Annotated in this window: 13 protein-coding genes, 1 pseudogene and 1 riboswitch; of the genes and pseudogenes, 5 read left to right on the top strand and 9 right to left on the bottom strand. The window is 67.9% G+C overall.

What is annotated here, in order from left to right; translation table 11 throughout:
* Positions 1-58: 58 nt before the first annotated feature.
* The gene (locus AC3IT0_RS20670; RefSeq protein ID WP_489321513.1) at positions 59-454 is read right to left on the bottom strand and encodes a hypothetical protein; all 396 of its coding nucleotides are present in this window, start codon (positions 452-454) and stop codon (positions 59-61) included.
* A 124-nt stretch (positions 455-578) separates the two neighbouring features.
* Here AC3IT0_RS20670 and AC3IT0_RS20665 point away from each other — a divergent pair, with 124 nt between their 5' ends.
* Positions 579-1,919, top strand: a complete 1,341-nt coding sequence (locus AC3IT0_RS20665) for an MFS transporter (RefSeq protein WP_489321512.1) — start codon at positions 579-581, stop codon at positions 1,917-1,919.
* A 1-nt stretch (position 1,920) separates the two neighbouring features.
* Positions 1,921-3,303, top strand: a complete 1,383-nt coding sequence (locus tag AC3IT0_RS20660; protein WP_489321511.1) for an MFS transporter — start codon at positions 1,921-1,923, stop codon at positions 3,301-3,303.
* Between the two features lies 1 nt (position 3,304).
* Here the strand turns inward: AC3IT0_RS20660 and AC3IT0_RS20655 are convergent, their stop codons facing one another.
* Complete coding sequence (locus tag AC3IT0_RS20655) at positions 3,305-4,030, bottom strand: class I SAM-dependent methyltransferase (RefSeq protein ID WP_489321510.1); 726 nt, start codon at positions 4,028-4,030, stop codon at positions 3,305-3,307.
* Positions 4,031-4,354: 324 nt separating this feature from the next.
* Between AC3IT0_RS20655 and AC3IT0_RS20650 the strand changes: the two genes are divergently transcribed.
* On the top strand, positions 4,355-6,313 hold the full coding sequence (locus AC3IT0_RS20650) for a DEAD/DEAH box helicase (RefSeq protein ID WP_489321509.1): 1,959 nt from the start codon (positions 4,355-4,357) through the stop codon (positions 6,311-6,313).
* A gap of 141 nt (positions 6,314-6,454) precedes the next feature.
* Here AC3IT0_RS20650 and AC3IT0_RS20645 read toward each other — a convergent pair whose 3' ends face one another.
* From AC3IT0_RS20645 to AC3IT0_RS20615, 7 genes are all read right to left on the bottom strand, one after another.
* Positions 6,455-7,105, bottom strand: a complete 651-nt coding sequence (locus AC3IT0_RS20645; protein ID WP_489321508.1) for an MBL fold metallo-hydrolase — start codon at positions 7,103-7,105, stop codon at positions 6,455-6,457.
* Positions 7,106-7,115: 10 nt separating this feature from the next.
* Positions 7,116-8,111: an aldo/keto reductase gene (locus tag AC3IT0_RS20640; RefSeq protein WP_489321507.1), complete on the bottom strand. Its 996-nt coding sequence runs from the start codon at positions 8,109-8,111 to the stop codon at positions 7,116-7,118.
* Positions 8,108-8,815, bottom strand: coding sequence for a nucleoside/nucleotide kinase family protein (locus AC3IT0_RS20635; RefSeq protein WP_489321506.1), 708 nt, complete (start codon positions 8,813-8,815; stop codon positions 8,108-8,110). Before AC3IT0_RS20635 ends, AC3IT0_RS20640 begins: the two co-directional genes overlap by 4 nt.
* A 9-nt stretch (positions 8,816-8,824) precedes the next feature.
* Complete coding sequence (locus AC3IT0_RS20630; protein WP_489321505.1) at positions 8,825-9,190, bottom strand: DMT family transporter; 366 nt, start codon at positions 9,188-9,190, stop codon at positions 8,825-8,827.
* Positions 9,190-9,513: a DMT family transporter gene (locus AC3IT0_RS20625; RefSeq protein WP_489321504.1), complete on the bottom strand. Its 324-nt coding sequence runs from the start codon at positions 9,511-9,513 to the stop codon at positions 9,190-9,192. The genes AC3IT0_RS20630 and AC3IT0_RS20625 overlap by 1 nt, the downstream gene beginning before the upstream one ends.
* Before the next feature lie 9 nt (positions 9,514-9,522).
* Positions 9,523-9,588, bottom strand: a riboswitch (guanidine-III (ykkC-III) riboswitch).
* Between the two features lie 149 nt (positions 9,589-9,737).
* Positions 9,738-10,268: a ferritin gene (locus AC3IT0_RS20620; RefSeq protein ID WP_489321503.1), complete on the bottom strand. Its 531-nt coding sequence runs from the start codon at positions 10,266-10,268 to the stop codon at positions 9,738-9,740.
* Between the two features lie 85 nt (positions 10,269-10,353).
* A complete protein-coding gene (locus AC3IT0_RS20615; protein WP_489321502.1) occupies positions 10,354-11,004 on the bottom strand; it encodes a HutD/Ves family protein in 651 nt (216 codons plus the stop codon).
* Positions 11,005-11,076: 72 nt separating this feature from the next.
* Between AC3IT0_RS20615 and AC3IT0_RS20610 the strand changes: the two are divergent.
* Together AC3IT0_RS20610 and AC3IT0_RS20605 are read left to right on the top strand one after the other, a co-directional pair.
* Positions 11,077-11,730, top strand: a pseudogene (locus AC3IT0_RS20610) (aminoglycoside phosphotransferase family protein); the annotation flags it as partial.
* 138 nt (positions 11,731-11,868) lie between these two features.
* Positions 11,869-12,468: a phosphoribosylanthranilate isomerase gene (locus AC3IT0_RS20605; protein ID WP_489323856.1), complete on the top strand. Its 600-nt coding sequence runs from the start codon at positions 11,869-11,871 to the stop codon at positions 12,466-12,468.
* Positions 12,469-12,500 lie beyond the last annotated feature (32 nt).

Below are 12,500 nucleotides of genomic sequence, written 5' to 3'. Positions count from 1 at the left end.
TCAGAATCGGACGAGATGGAAATTCGAAACGGCCGCTCTGCGAGACAGGCATGAAATCTCAGAAGAGGATCATTAAGTCCCCGTCCCTGAGCACGAGCACCAGGCCCACTGCAAGCTCGGCCGCCGTTATCCACAAAGCAGCCACCCCAGCGCGCCAACCGTTTGATCGACGCACAAAAACGCGGAGCGAAACAGCGCCGAGCGTCATTGCGAGCAGGCCAAACAGCGCCGGGTAGCTCCACAGCACCAACGGTGCAACCCAGTCCAGCCGGCCAGGCCCCTCCGAAGGCCTCGTAAAGAAGGCCGCCATTAGGCTGAACGGCCCGGTCAGAAACATGCTCGCCGGGGCGATGAGGCTGAAAGCGAGGCTGGCTGTGCCCTCGCCGCTGCCGTGGGCCTTCGGCGTGGCCGGGGAAGGCGCAATGGACGGATCGTGCAATGGTGCGAGGCTCATGGTTACTCCCGAGTGTTGTGGCTGGGTACCGCAGGCTGATCCCAAAGTAGGGTCACTCCAGGCGGGCAACCAGCCCCCTTCTGGTCTATGTGGATAACTCGGCTTGGCAACGAAGCCTGACAGAATGGGTCCCGTGACCCGTGCTGACAACGTTGACGTGCCTGGACTGCTGATCGACGCCGAAATCGACGACATCCCCCCGGCAGCCCCGACGCGCCTTCCGGGCCAGTCGGGCGGCGGTCCGGAGAGCCCGCAGGGCAGCCGGCGTGCGCTCGTGTACCTGGGCCTCTGCCTGGTGCTTATCGGGCTGAACCTCCGCACGGTTTTCTCCAGTTTCGCCGCGGTTCTTCCGGAGATCACGTCCGACGCCGGCCTGCCGGGCTGGGCTGTCGTGGTGCTGACCACCGTGCCCGTCACCCTCCTGGGTGTCTTCGCGCCGCTGGCCCCTGTCCTGGCCCGCCGGTTTGGCGCCGAACGCGTCCTGCTCGGGGCCATGGCAGTGCTCACGGGAGGGCTGCTGCTGCGGCCCGCGGACAGCGGCGGCCTGGTGCCCGGCGCCGGGCACCTCCCCACTTTGCTGGCGGGAACGGCTGCCTGCGGTGCCGCCATCGCCCTGTGCAACGTGCTGCTGCCAGGGCTGGTGAAGCGCGATTTCCCGCACCGGCTGGGCCTCATGGGCGGGCTGTACACCACGGCGATCTGCGCCTCGGCCGCCCTCGGAGCCGGCTTTACCTTCCCCGTCTTCACGGCGACGGCGGAGTGGACCTCGGCGCTGTGGTTCTGGGCGGTCCCTGCCGCCGTCGTACTTTTGCTGTTCCTTCCGGTGGCACTGCGCCAGCACCCCGTCCGGCACCAGGCCGCCAACCTCGGCGTCAACGTGTGGCGTTCGGCGGTGGCGTGGCAGGTGACCATCTTTATGGTGCTGCAGGCCATGATGTCCTTCAGCGTCTTTGCCTGGCTGGCACCGATCCTGCGCGAACGCGGCGTGGACGGCGGAACGGCCGGCCTGATGGTCTCTGTTTCGATCGTGCTCCAGATGATGGGCTCGCTGTTCGCCCCCGCGCTGGCGGCGAGGTTCCGTGACCAGCGGGCCATCAATGTGGTGGTGGCGCTGATGACCGGCGGCGGGTTTGCGCTGAGCATCTTCGGACCCCTGGAACTCATCTGGGTGTGGACCGGGTTGCTCGGCCTGGGGCAGGGCAGCCTCACCGCGGTGGCCCTGACTATGATCATGCTGCGGACCCGCGATGGGCACACGGCCGCTCACCTGTCCGGGATGATGCAGGGCGTGGGTTACGGGCTGGGTTCCACCGGCACGCTGATGGTGGGCCAGCTGCACCAGGCCACGGGATCGTTCACGGCCGCCGGGGTGCTGTTCCTGGTGGTCGGTTCGCTGGCCGCGGTCTTCGGTTACCGCGCGGGCCGGAACCGCTACATCGGCGACTCGAACCGCGCAGGCCAATAGCGTGCAGGATCCCGCACTGCCGGCCACGCATTCCGCCGCCACGGCCGGGATCCTGCAGCGGCCGTACCTGTGGGTGACCATCGGCGCGTGTGCGCTGGTGTTCCTCGCGGCGTTCGAATCGCTCGCGGTGACCACCATCATGCCCGTCGTCAGCCGCGAGCTCGACGGCGCCGGCCTGTATGCGCTGGCCTTCGCCGGTCCGCTGGCCACGGGCGTGATCGGCATGGTGGCGGCCGGAAACTGGTCGGACCGCCGCGGGCCAACCGTCCCGCTCTATGCCTCCGTGGCGTTGTTCGTGCTGGGCCTGATCATCGCGGGCACGGCGGTATCCATGCCCATGCTGGTTGCCGGCCGCCTGGTGCAGGGGCTTGGCGGCGGCGCGCTGACGGTTGCGCTCTACGTGGTGGTGGCACGCGTCTACCCGGCGGTCCTGCACCCGGGGATCTTTGCCGCCTTCTCCGCCGCGTGGGTGATCCCGTCCCTGGTGGGCCCGTTCGCGGCCGGCATCGTGGCGGAAGTCCTGAGCTGGCACTGGGTGTTCCTGGGCGTGGTGGGGCTGGTGGTTCCCGCCGTGGTGATGATCGTTCCGGTGCTCCGCGGCATCGACAGGCCTTCTGGGCAGGCCGCGGTACCGCCCTGGGCGCTGGGCCGGCTGGCCTGGGCGGCGCTCGCCGCGCTCGCTGTGCTGGGCCTGAACCTCTCCGCCGGAGTCACCATCGCGGGCATTCCCGCAGCCCCGGCACTCCTGGCCGCGGCCGCCGTCGTGATTGCCCTCGTAGCCGTGCGGCCGCTGGTACCGCGTGGAACACTGCTCGCCCGCCGCGGCCTGCCCAGCGTGATCCTGACCCGCGGGCTGGCCGGCGCGGCCTTTTTCGGGGCGGAGGTGTACCTCCCGTACCTGCTGATCGAGGAGTACCAGTTCCCGCCGACGTTCGCCGGGTTGGCGCTCACCGGAGGCGCGGTGTCCTGGGCGGCTGCTGCCGCCATCCAGGGCCGGCTGGGTACCCGGCTGCAGCACCGGGCAGCGGTGCGCATCGGTGCAGCGCTGGTGCTGGGAGCTATTCTCCTCGCGCTGGCGACGACGGCGCTCCACTGGCCCGCCGCCGTCGCGATTGCCGGCTGGCTCTTCGCCGGCGGCGGCATGGGGCTGCTGTATCCGCGGCTCAGCGTGATGACGCTCGCCATGTCCACCAAGGAAAACGAAGGCTTCAACAGCTCGGCGATGTCCATTTCGGACTCCCTGGGCGGGGCGCTGGCGCTCGCCGCCACGGGCATCGTGTTCGCGGCATTTACGACGACGGCGGAATCGTTCGCGGGGGTCTTCGCACTGACGGCGGTGGTGGCCGTCGCCGCGGTTGCGGTGGCGCCGCGGGTTTCCCGCTGACTCAGGCCAGCCGGGTGGCGCGCAGGACGGTGTCCCCGATGATGGCTTCCTCGCCGTCCGGACCCGAAGCCGAGCGCTCGCGAATGGTGGTGACCTCCAGCTGCCAGTCCGGCGAATCCAGGCCGAGCTCCGCCACGAGCTGCGCCGGGGTGTAGAACATCTCCGGCGTGGTGTGGTTTCCCCACGGCGGCAGGTGGTCCGGATGATGGCCCACGATCAGCAGCGTGCCGCCCGGCTTGACCGCCGCAGCCGCCGTCCGCAGCGGGCCCTGCCACGCCAGATGCGGGGAATGCAGGAACTGGGACGACACCAGATCATACGTTCCCGCGGGTTGCCACTCCTCCAGGTCACACTGTTCCCAGTGGATGCGGCTGGGAATTTCGCCCGCTCCATGGGCGTGCACGCTTTCGCGGTCCAGGGCAGCCTTCTCGTGGGTGGCTGCCCGTTCCAGTGCGACGGCGGAAACGTCGACGGCGGTGACGGTCCAGCCCTGCTGGGCAAGCCAGATGGCATCGGCACCTTCGCCGCAGCCAAGGTCGAGGGCGTTGCCCGGCCGCAGCCCCGCGCCTTCACGGACCAGTTGCGGGTTGGGCTTCCCGCTCCAGATCTTCGGCTTGCTCCGGTACCTTTCGTCCCACGCCTCGGCGGCACTCCGCCGCGGTTTGTCACTGAGGCGGGTGTCGCCGTCGTCCGTTGTGTGGTGGTGGTCCGCACCCTGTTCCGTCATGACTCAAGCCTGCCCTTGCCCGGCTCCGAAGGCAACGGTCCGGGTCGCCACCTAGCCGGAATCAGGGCTGCAGGCGCGGGGATGGTACGCTTAGGGGACTTGATGTGCAGTGATGCCCGCTCGTCCCTTGATTTTGGGAAGCGGGTTTTTTCATGTGAGAGGCACATCCTGCGTCGATGAACGCGTTCCATTTGGTCCCAGCCGCCGCCCTGAATTGGGCAGCAGCACGGTTGATCACCTGACTTTTCTTCGGCGAAACCCTTGAGCCAACCGGCATCGGGGGCCGATATCCGCACGGATACCGCCTGAAAGACCTTGAAATATATGACTACTTTTGCTGCCCTCGGCGCGCCCAAAGCACTCGCCGACACCCTCACCGCACAGGGAATTGTTGAGCCGTTCCCCATCCAGGTCAAGACCCTCCCGGACACCCTGGCCGGACGCGACGTCCTGGGCCGCGGCCGCACCGGCTCCGGCAAGACCATCGCTTTCGCCATCCCGCTTGTAGCACGACTCGCTGAGCGGGAAGCCAAGCACTTCCGCAAGCCCGGCCGCCCCATGGGCCTGGTCCTCGCACCGACCCGCGAGCTGGCCACCCAGATCAACGCCACCATCGAGCCGATGGCCAAGGCCATGGGCCTGAACACCACCGTGATCTACGGCGGCATCTCCCAGGCCCGCCAGGAAAAGGCACTGCGCGCCGGCGTCGACATTGTCATCGCCTGCCCGGGCCGCCTGGAGGACCTGATCCGCCAGCGCATCCTGACCCTCGAAGCCGTTGAGGTCACCGTCCTGGACGAGGCCGACCACATGGCCGACCTCGGCTTCCTTCCGGTGGTCAAGAAGCTCATGGACATGACCCCCAGCCAGGGCCAGCGCCTGCTGTTCTCCGCCACCCTGGACAACGGCGTGGACAAGATCGTCCAGCGTTACCTGTCCAACCCGCTGACCCACTCCGTGGACGACCCGCAGGCCGCGGTGACCACCATGGAGCACCACGTCCTGGTGGTCAACGACCAGACCGTCAAGAAGCAGCTGATCGTTGAGCTCGCCTCCGGCGCCGGCCGCCGCGTCCTCTTTATGCGGACCAAGCACCACGCCCGCAAGCTGGCCAAGACCCTGACCGACGCCGGGATCCCCGCCGTCGATCTGCACGGCAACCTCTCGCAGAACGCCCGTGACCGCAACCTGGCCGAGTTTTCCTCCGGTGACGTCCGCGTCTTGGTGGCCACCGACGTCGCAGCCCGCGGCGTCCACGTGGACGACGTCGAACTGGTGATCCACGTGGATCCGCCCACCGAGCACAAGGCATACCTCCACCGCTCAGGCCGTACGGCCCGTGCAGGTTCGGATGGCACCGTTGTCACGCTGACCCTCCCGGAGCAGCAGTCCGACGTCAAGAAGCTGATGAAGGCTGCCGGCGTCGAGGTTAACTTCGAGCGCGTCACCGCCAACTCCCCGCTGGTTGCTGAGCTCGTGGGCGAAATGGCCGACAAGATCGATCCGCGTACCCGCGCCGCCCTGCTCGCCAAGAAGTCCGCACAGCAGGGTGGCGGCACCTCCACGGGTGCCAACGCCGAGCGCAAGCGCGCCCGGCGCAGCCAGGAAGGCCCCACCGCTGGTGGCCGTGGCGGCCGAGGTGGACGTGGACGCGTCTCCGCTGAAGCTCCCCGCACGGATCTTCCCCGCGCCGAGCGCCGCGCCGTTGCCTACGAAGGCCGCACCGAGGCACGCGCAGCATTCGACCGTGTAGCTGAGCAGAACGAGGACCGCGCCATTGCAGCAGCTGCTGCTCGCCGCAACGCCCGTGGCCGCGGAACCACAGCCTCCACGCACCGCAACGACGTTCCCGCAGCAGGTGGCCGTGCAGCGGCCGGCCGCGGCTCAGACGGCCGTTCGGAATCACGCGTTACCCGCAGCGATGCCCCCCGTGGCGGCACGGGCCGTCCGGCTACCACCGGCGGACAGCGTGGCGGACGTCCGGCAACGGGCCAGCGCGCAGCCGGGGCCCGCACTGCAGGCGCCGGCGTAGGTGCCCGCTCGGGTGGATCCGGCCAGGGTGGATCCGGCCAGCGCGCCGGAGCCTCCTCGGGCAACGGTGGAAACGGCGGAAACGCCGGGAACGCCGGCAACAAGGCTGTTTGGTCCTCCAACACCGGCGGCACGTCCGGTGGCTCGTACGCCGGTAACGGTGGCGGCAACGGTGGCGGCAGTGGCCGTCCGGCACGCAGCGGTCCCCGCCGCGCGTCGGCTCCGGCCTCGAACGAGCGCCGCAGCCGCTAATCCCCAACCGCTCCCTAACCTCGCAAGCTCGGTCAGGGAACCCGGCGGTCGTGGGCCCACCTTAATAACCAATCGAGTGCTCCGTAACCGCCGTTTAGAAGGTTCATAACGGCAGTTACGGAGCACTCGATGAGTTAAGGCCTACCAGCCGCGGGCGCGCCACTCCTCCAGGTGCGGGCGTTCCGCACCCAGCGTGGTGGGGCTGCCGTGGCCCGGGTGCACCACGGTGTCATCCGGGTAGGCCTCGAACAATCGCGCGGTGACGTCGTTGAGCAGCGACGTGAACCGCGCGGGATCCTTCTGGGTGTTGCCCACGCCGCCCGGGAAGAGTGAATCCCCGCTGAAAATGTGGGCCGGCCTTTCCGGGTCCTGGTACACAAACGCGATGGATCCCGGGGTATGGCCGCGCAGGTGCACGGCGGTGAGCTCGAAACCGCCCACGGCGCAGGTATCCCCGTGCTCCAGGGTCCGGTCCACCGGTACTGGCAACGCCTCGGCGTCGTCCTTTCCGGCAACGGTTGGCGCACCCGTGGCCGCCACCAACGCCGGCAGGGCGCGGACGTGGTCCCAATGCTGGTGCGTCGTTGCAATCTGCACCAGCTTGGGCGTGGCCGCAGCATCCGCGGCCGAGTCCGCTAGCATCGCCTCGATGGCCGGAAGGTCGTCCGCGGCATCAATCAACAGCTGCGCGCCGCTGGCCTTGGCGGTCAGCAGATACACGTTGTTGTTCATCTCGCTGACGGAGATGCTGCGGATGGTGATGTCGCGGAGGTCATGAATCAGCGTGTCCATGGGCTTCAGTCTATTCACGCCCCTGGGACACCCAGTTGGGGTCCGCCGAGCGGGAGCCGACGACGGCGTCCGCAGCCTGGTCCAATGCGTCCAGTTGCGCCGGGGTCAGGTCCAACGACAGGGCGCCCAGGTTTTCGTCGATCCGGTACGTTTTGCGCGTGCCGGGGATGGGGACCACGGCCAGTCCCAGCCGTTTGCCCTGCTCGAGCAACCACGCGAGTGCCACCTGGGCGGGTGTTGCCGACAGCTCGGCGGCGACCGTCCGCACGGCCGCCACGACTCCCTGGTTCGCGTCAAAGGCGTCCGCGGCGAACCGCGGGATCCGGCGTCGGAAGTCGTTGGCTCCCAAACTGGAAGCGTCCACCGTGCCGGTGAGGAATCCCCGGCCCAGTGGCGAATACGGCACAAAGCCCACGCCCAGGCTGGCCGCGGCCGGAACGACGTTGCGTTCCACGTCGCGGCTCCAGATGGACCATTCGCTTTGGACCGCGGCGATGGGGTGCACGGAGTGGGCTTCAGCCAGCTCCTGCGCGGTCACCTCTGACAGGCCAAGATGTTTGACCTTGCCCTGCTGCACCAGACCCGCCATGGCCTCCACGGTTTCCACAATCGGAACGCGGAGGTCACGGCGGTGCATGTAGTAGAGGTCGATCACGTCCGTGCCAAGCCGCTTCAGGCTGGCGTCGACGGCCTGCCGGACATAGGCGGCATCTCCCCGGACATCCGTGTAGCCAGCAGCCGGCGAGCCCACCAGCGAAAACTTGGTGGCGAGCTGAACCTCGCCCCGCCGGTCCCTGAGCAGCTGTGCGATCAGTTCCTCGTTGCTGCCTCCGCCGTAGATGTCCGCGGTGTCAATGAAGCTGACGCCGGCATCCACTGCATGGTGCAGGGTCTTGAGCGCATCGTGCGGGTCAACCTCGCCGTAGACCGGGGTGAGGGCCATTCCGCCGAATCCCAGGGGGCTGACGGTGAGGCCGTCGCCGAGGTGTACCGATGGTGCAGTCATGAGCGCGTTCCATTCCTTGTGGGCTGGGTGTCACAGCCAAGAACCCCGGCCCTTGCCCCAGTATTCCTGGCCGGTGTCCTGGTCCCCGGGATGATCCGGTCGGCGGCCTGGCGCGTGGCCTCGATCGCCACGGCGTTGGACTCATCCGGTCCCGCCGCCCACGCCTCCGCCGCGGCCCGGTCCATGCCGAACTGCACGTGCCGGTCCACCAGCCTGGCCAGCCGCAGCGCGGGCGGGGTATCCATGAACCAGACCTCATCCAGCTGCGCGCGGACGTGCTTCCACTCAGGCGTCTCCGCCAGAAGGTAGTTTCCCTCGGTGATCACCAGCGGCACGGAGGCCGGGACCGCGATCGATGCGGCCACCGGTTCGTCCAAAGTCCGCCGGAACTCCGGTGCGTACACCACTGCCTCATCCCGACGCACGAGCCGCTGCAACAGCGACAGGTACCCGCCGACGTCGAACGTGTCCATTGCCCCTTTTCGCTGGCGCAGCGGTGTGCCGTCGATGATCGCGTTGCCCAGGTGGAAGCCATCCATCGGCACCACGGCGGCGATGTCGGCGCCGAACTCCCGCTGCAGCCGGGCCGCGAACGTGGACTTGCCGGAGCCGGGCGCGCCCGTGAGGCCCAGAACAATCCGCCGGCCGCCGTCGAGCCTGTGTCTGAGTGCGGCGAGAGCCTGCGTTATCTCGGGGGAGTCCATGGCAAAAGCCTAAACCGGCCGCTGATACTCCCCGGCTTTCCTGCGCGCAGGCAGGGCCTTCAGCCCCGCCGCGCAGCCCACAATCCCGGCGATGAACAGCACCTTCAACACGCTGAAAGGTTCGACGCCGGTGGCCATGGCCCAGCCCACCGTCAGGGCGGCTCCGATCCCCACCCAGACGGCGTAGGCCGTGCCGAGCGGAATGCTGCGGATGGCCAGGCCCAGGCCGATCATGCTCAGGGTGGCCGTTACGCCGAAAACAAGAGTGGGCACGGGGCGGGTGAAGCCGTCGGACAAGCCCAGGGCGGTGGCCCAGACGGCTTCCAGCACGGCCGAGGCGAGCAACATTAGCCAGGCAGCGGAACGCTTATTCATTACGCCACCACCTTCAGGCCAACCACGCACGCGGTGATGCCGGTGAGAAGCAGCAGGCGCGCCGTCGTCGGGCGTTCCGCCTTGGTGATGATCGCGTAGGCCGAGGTCAGCACCACGCCCACGCCCACCCACACGGTGTAGGCGGTGCCGGTGGGGATGGACTGCATGGCGATGGCGAGGCCGGCCATGCTGGCGAGGACGGAGACCAGGAAGAGGAGGGCGGGCGCGAGCCGGCGCCGGCCGGATGCCCGGAATGTCCGGTGCAGAGCTGCGGCCCAGACGGCTTCCAGCGCCCCGGAAAGAATGAGGATTAACCACGACATGACAGATCCTTTGGCCAGTCTTGTCGCGTGCCGGGTACTGAACCGTCGTCCGGAGGGTCCTATGCGGAGCCTTGTTTCCAGCATAGCAACGCCCGACGGCGGGTGGCCGGGTTGGTGGCCAACCTCACCGCCGGGGTTCCAGCCCAAGTAGGTAGCAGTAGATGTCGTTATGAGCGCCCATAACGACATCTACTGCTACCTAGTTGGGTCAGGGGGAGCAGTGACTAGAGGGCGCCGCCGGCGGTTTCCGGTGCGGACGAGTCGCGGCCGCCGTTGCCCACGGTTTCGCGGGCGATGAAGTTCTCGATGTCGAACAGGTTGTCCGCGCGCTCGGCGATGTTCACGAGGGTGGTCATGGCGGCGACCTCCTCCACCTGCTCCTTGAGGAACCAGAGCATGAACTGCTCGCCCAGGGCGTCGTCCTCGGTGCGGGCCGCACGGAACAGCGCCTCGATAGCGGCCGTCACTTCCTTCTCCTGCTCAAGCGCCAGGGCCAGCGGCTCGGTCACGGAGGCGAAGTCGTTGCGCACGTCGGGGACGCCCGGGATGGTGAACGGGATGTCGCGGTCCAGCATGTACTGCACCATCATCATGGCGTGGTTCCGCTCTTCCACCGACTGCCGGTAGAAGTAGCGGGCCAGCTGGGGGAGATCCTGGTTGGCGAACCAGGTAGCCACGGCAACGTACTGTTGCGAGGCCGCGAACTCGTTGCCGATCTGGGTGGACAGGAGTGAGTTAAAGGGTGTGGAGGTCATAGGCCCGAGTCTAGGAGCGCCGCACGCCGCTGACCAGTGTGGAAAGGCTCAGATAACGAAGGCGAGGCTAGCCTCCAGCGCCGGATCAGGCCGTCACGCGGTCGATCGAAACCACGGCCAGGAAGCCGCGGCCCAGGATTTCGGGGGTCCGGTTGTCGGAGCCGACGACGGCGTCATAGCGGTTGAGTGCCTCGGGTTCCCCGGGTGCGGGGGCGGCTTCGTCGCCGTCGTGTTCCGTGCCCAGCTCGGCGTCCGCGGCGTCGGCGCTGACGCTGAGGTTGCCCGCGCTGACAGTGGCCTGGCCCTGCAGCAGCACAGCGAGCTGGCCCTCAAAAACCGGGTGCGCGCGCTTCTTGGAGAGCTCGATGATGGACGTGAAACCCTTGAACGAGCCCGTCCTGGTGATGACATTCAGGTCGCGGATGTCCCCCGTGGGCAGGGCGCCGTGCGCAGCGGCTTCGCCGGAGAACCTGAAGGGCCGGTACTTTTCCAGCGGGTGCTCTGCGCCGTCCACGGTGAGAAGGAGCAGCTCGCCGTCGATCACGGTCAGCACACGTTCCATGCCCGGGAACGCCGAGAAATCCCCGGCCTTGCTGACGTCGGCGATGCTGACGCGCCAGTCCCAGGCGCCGTCCTGCGCCGAGGCGGCCTTCGGGTGGCTGGCAAGCTCCCGGGTCACCCCGCCGCCGTTGCGCCACGGTTCGGACCTGAGTTCTGCGAAGCGGATGATCTCCATCGGACCAGCCTAGTTTGTTTGGCATCCCCTCCTGTGTTTCGGCGTCCGCGCCACGCGTGGCATGCTGGGCAAATGCGCCAGGGGATCACCGAGGAACAAAGGCGGCTGCTGACTGCCTGGCTTGGGGAATTCAGCGTGCTGCAGGATTACTCCTGGCCCCTCCAGGACACCAATGTCCTGCAGATTGCCACGCCGTCGGGCGAGGAATTCATCGTCAAGGCGAGCACCACAAGCCACCACATCCGCCGCGAGATCGCCGCCCATGCCGGCGGTTTCGACGGGCTCCACGGCCGGGTCCCGGCGTTGCGGCATGCCTCGGCGGAGGCCGGGATCCTGGTGACGGAGTTCCTGCCGGGGGTCCTGGTCGAGGGAACACCGGCCGAGGACGATCCCGATACGTACCGCCAGGCGGGGGCGCTGCTGGCGAGGATTCACCGGCCCGCCGGGGACTCGTCCACCTACGCAAAGGCCCTCACCGCAAAGACCCGGGCGTGGATGGGCCGTGCCGACGGGCTGCTGCCGGAATCGCAGCTCGACAGCCTTGAGCAGGAGCTGGATGCCCTCCGGCCGGGCGCGGTGCAGCTCGTGGCAACGCACGGCGATTACCAGCCAAGGAACTGGCTGCAGGACAACGGCCAGATCAAGGTCATCGACTTTGGCCGGGCTGAACCGCGTCCGTGGGTGCACGATCTGGTGCGGCTCAGCCACCAGCGGTTCGTCCTCGGGCCCGAGCTTGCGGACGCTTTCTACGCTGGGCTGGGCAGAACTGTCGGCCCGGCGGAGGCAGACATGTGGCGGCTGGAGGGTACTTGCCTGTTAGTCTCCTCCGGGGGACTATGCGAAGACAGCCTGAAGGAGCCGGAAATGTTTGTCAAAGTCTGTGGTCTCAGTACGCCCGAATCAGTCCGCGCAGCCGTGGAGGCCGGGGCGGACGCCGTCGGCTTTGTCCTGACGGCCAGCCCGCGGGTGGTCTCGCCGTCGCAGGTTTCCGCGCTGCTGGCCGATGTGCCAGCCACCGTGACCGCCGTCGGCGTTTTCCGGCATGAACCTGTCGCCGATGCCATTGCCATCGCCCGTTCCGCCGGACTCGAGTGGGTCCAACTCCACGCGGACCTTACACCGGAAGACGTCACAACAGTGCACGACGCCGGCATGAAGCTGATCAGGGCGGTCACCATGGCAGCCACTGCGGACGCGTTCGCCGACTGGGGGGAGGAACTCCTGTTGATTGATGCCGCCGTGCCCGGGTCCGGAGAGGCTTGGGACTACGCCTCGATGGTGGACGTGACGGCGCTCCAGGACCGCAAGTGGCTTCTGGCCGGCGGGCTGGATCAAGACACCGTGGCGCACGCTACTGCAGCCTCAGGCGCGTGGGGCGTGGACGTCTCCTCCGGCGTCGAGATTTCCCGCGGAGTGAAGGACCTGGAGAAGATCCGCGCCTTTGTGAAGGCCGCCAAAGGCTGAGGTCCGGTCCAGTTTGAGGGCCCAAGTTCAGG

The organism is Pseudarthrobacter sp. KH_020_B (assembly GCF_057840185.1).
The sequence above is the reverse complement of the archived record's forward strand: the minus strand, read 5'-3'. Positions and strand labels throughout refer to the sequence as shown.

Coding starts and splice junctions, on each gene's coding strand:
- AC3IT0_RS20670 (WP_489321513.1), bottom strand. CDS start 454: ATGAGCCTCGCACCATTGCACGATCCGTCCATTGCGCCTTCCCCGGCC.
- AC3IT0_RS20665 (WP_489321512.1), top strand. CDS start 579: ATGGGTCCCGTGACCCGTGCTGACAACGTTGACGTGCCTGGACTGCTG.
- AC3IT0_RS20655 (WP_489321510.1), bottom strand. CDS start 4,030: ATGACGGAACAGGGTGCGGACCACCACCACACAACGGACGACGGCGAC.
- AC3IT0_RS20650 (WP_489321509.1), top strand. CDS start 4,355: ATGACTACTTTTGCTGCCCTCGGCGCGCCCAAAGCACTCGCCGACACC.
- AC3IT0_RS20645 (WP_489321508.1), bottom strand. CDS start 7,105: ATGGACACGCTGATTCATGACCTCCGCGACATCACCATCCGCAGCATC.
- AC3IT0_RS20640 (WP_489321507.1), bottom strand. CDS start 8,111: ATGACTGCACCATCGGTACACCTCGGCGACGGCCTCACCGTCAGCCCC.
- AC3IT0_RS20635 (WP_489321506.1), bottom strand. CDS start 8,815: ATGGACTCCCCCGAGATAACGCAGGCTCTCGCCGCACTCAGACACAGG.
- AC3IT0_RS20630 (WP_489321505.1), bottom strand. CDS start 9,190: ATGAATAAGCGTTCCGCTGCCTGGCTAATGTTGCTCGCCTCGGCCGTG.
- AC3IT0_RS20625 (WP_489321504.1), bottom strand. CDS start 9,513: ATGTCGTGGTTAATCCTCATTCTTTCCGGGGCGCTGGAAGCCGTCTGG.
- AC3IT0_RS20620 (WP_489321503.1), bottom strand. CDS start 10,268: ATGACCTCCACACCCTTTAACTCACTCCTGTCCACCCAGATCGGCAAC.
- AC3IT0_RS20615 (WP_489321502.1), bottom strand. CDS start 11,004: ATGGAGATCATCCGCTTCGCAGAACTCAGGTCCGAACCGTGGCGCAAC.
- AC3IT0_RS20605 (WP_489323856.1), top strand. CDS start 11,869: ATGTTTGTCAAAGTCTGTGGTCTCAGTACGCCCGAATCAGTCCGCGCA.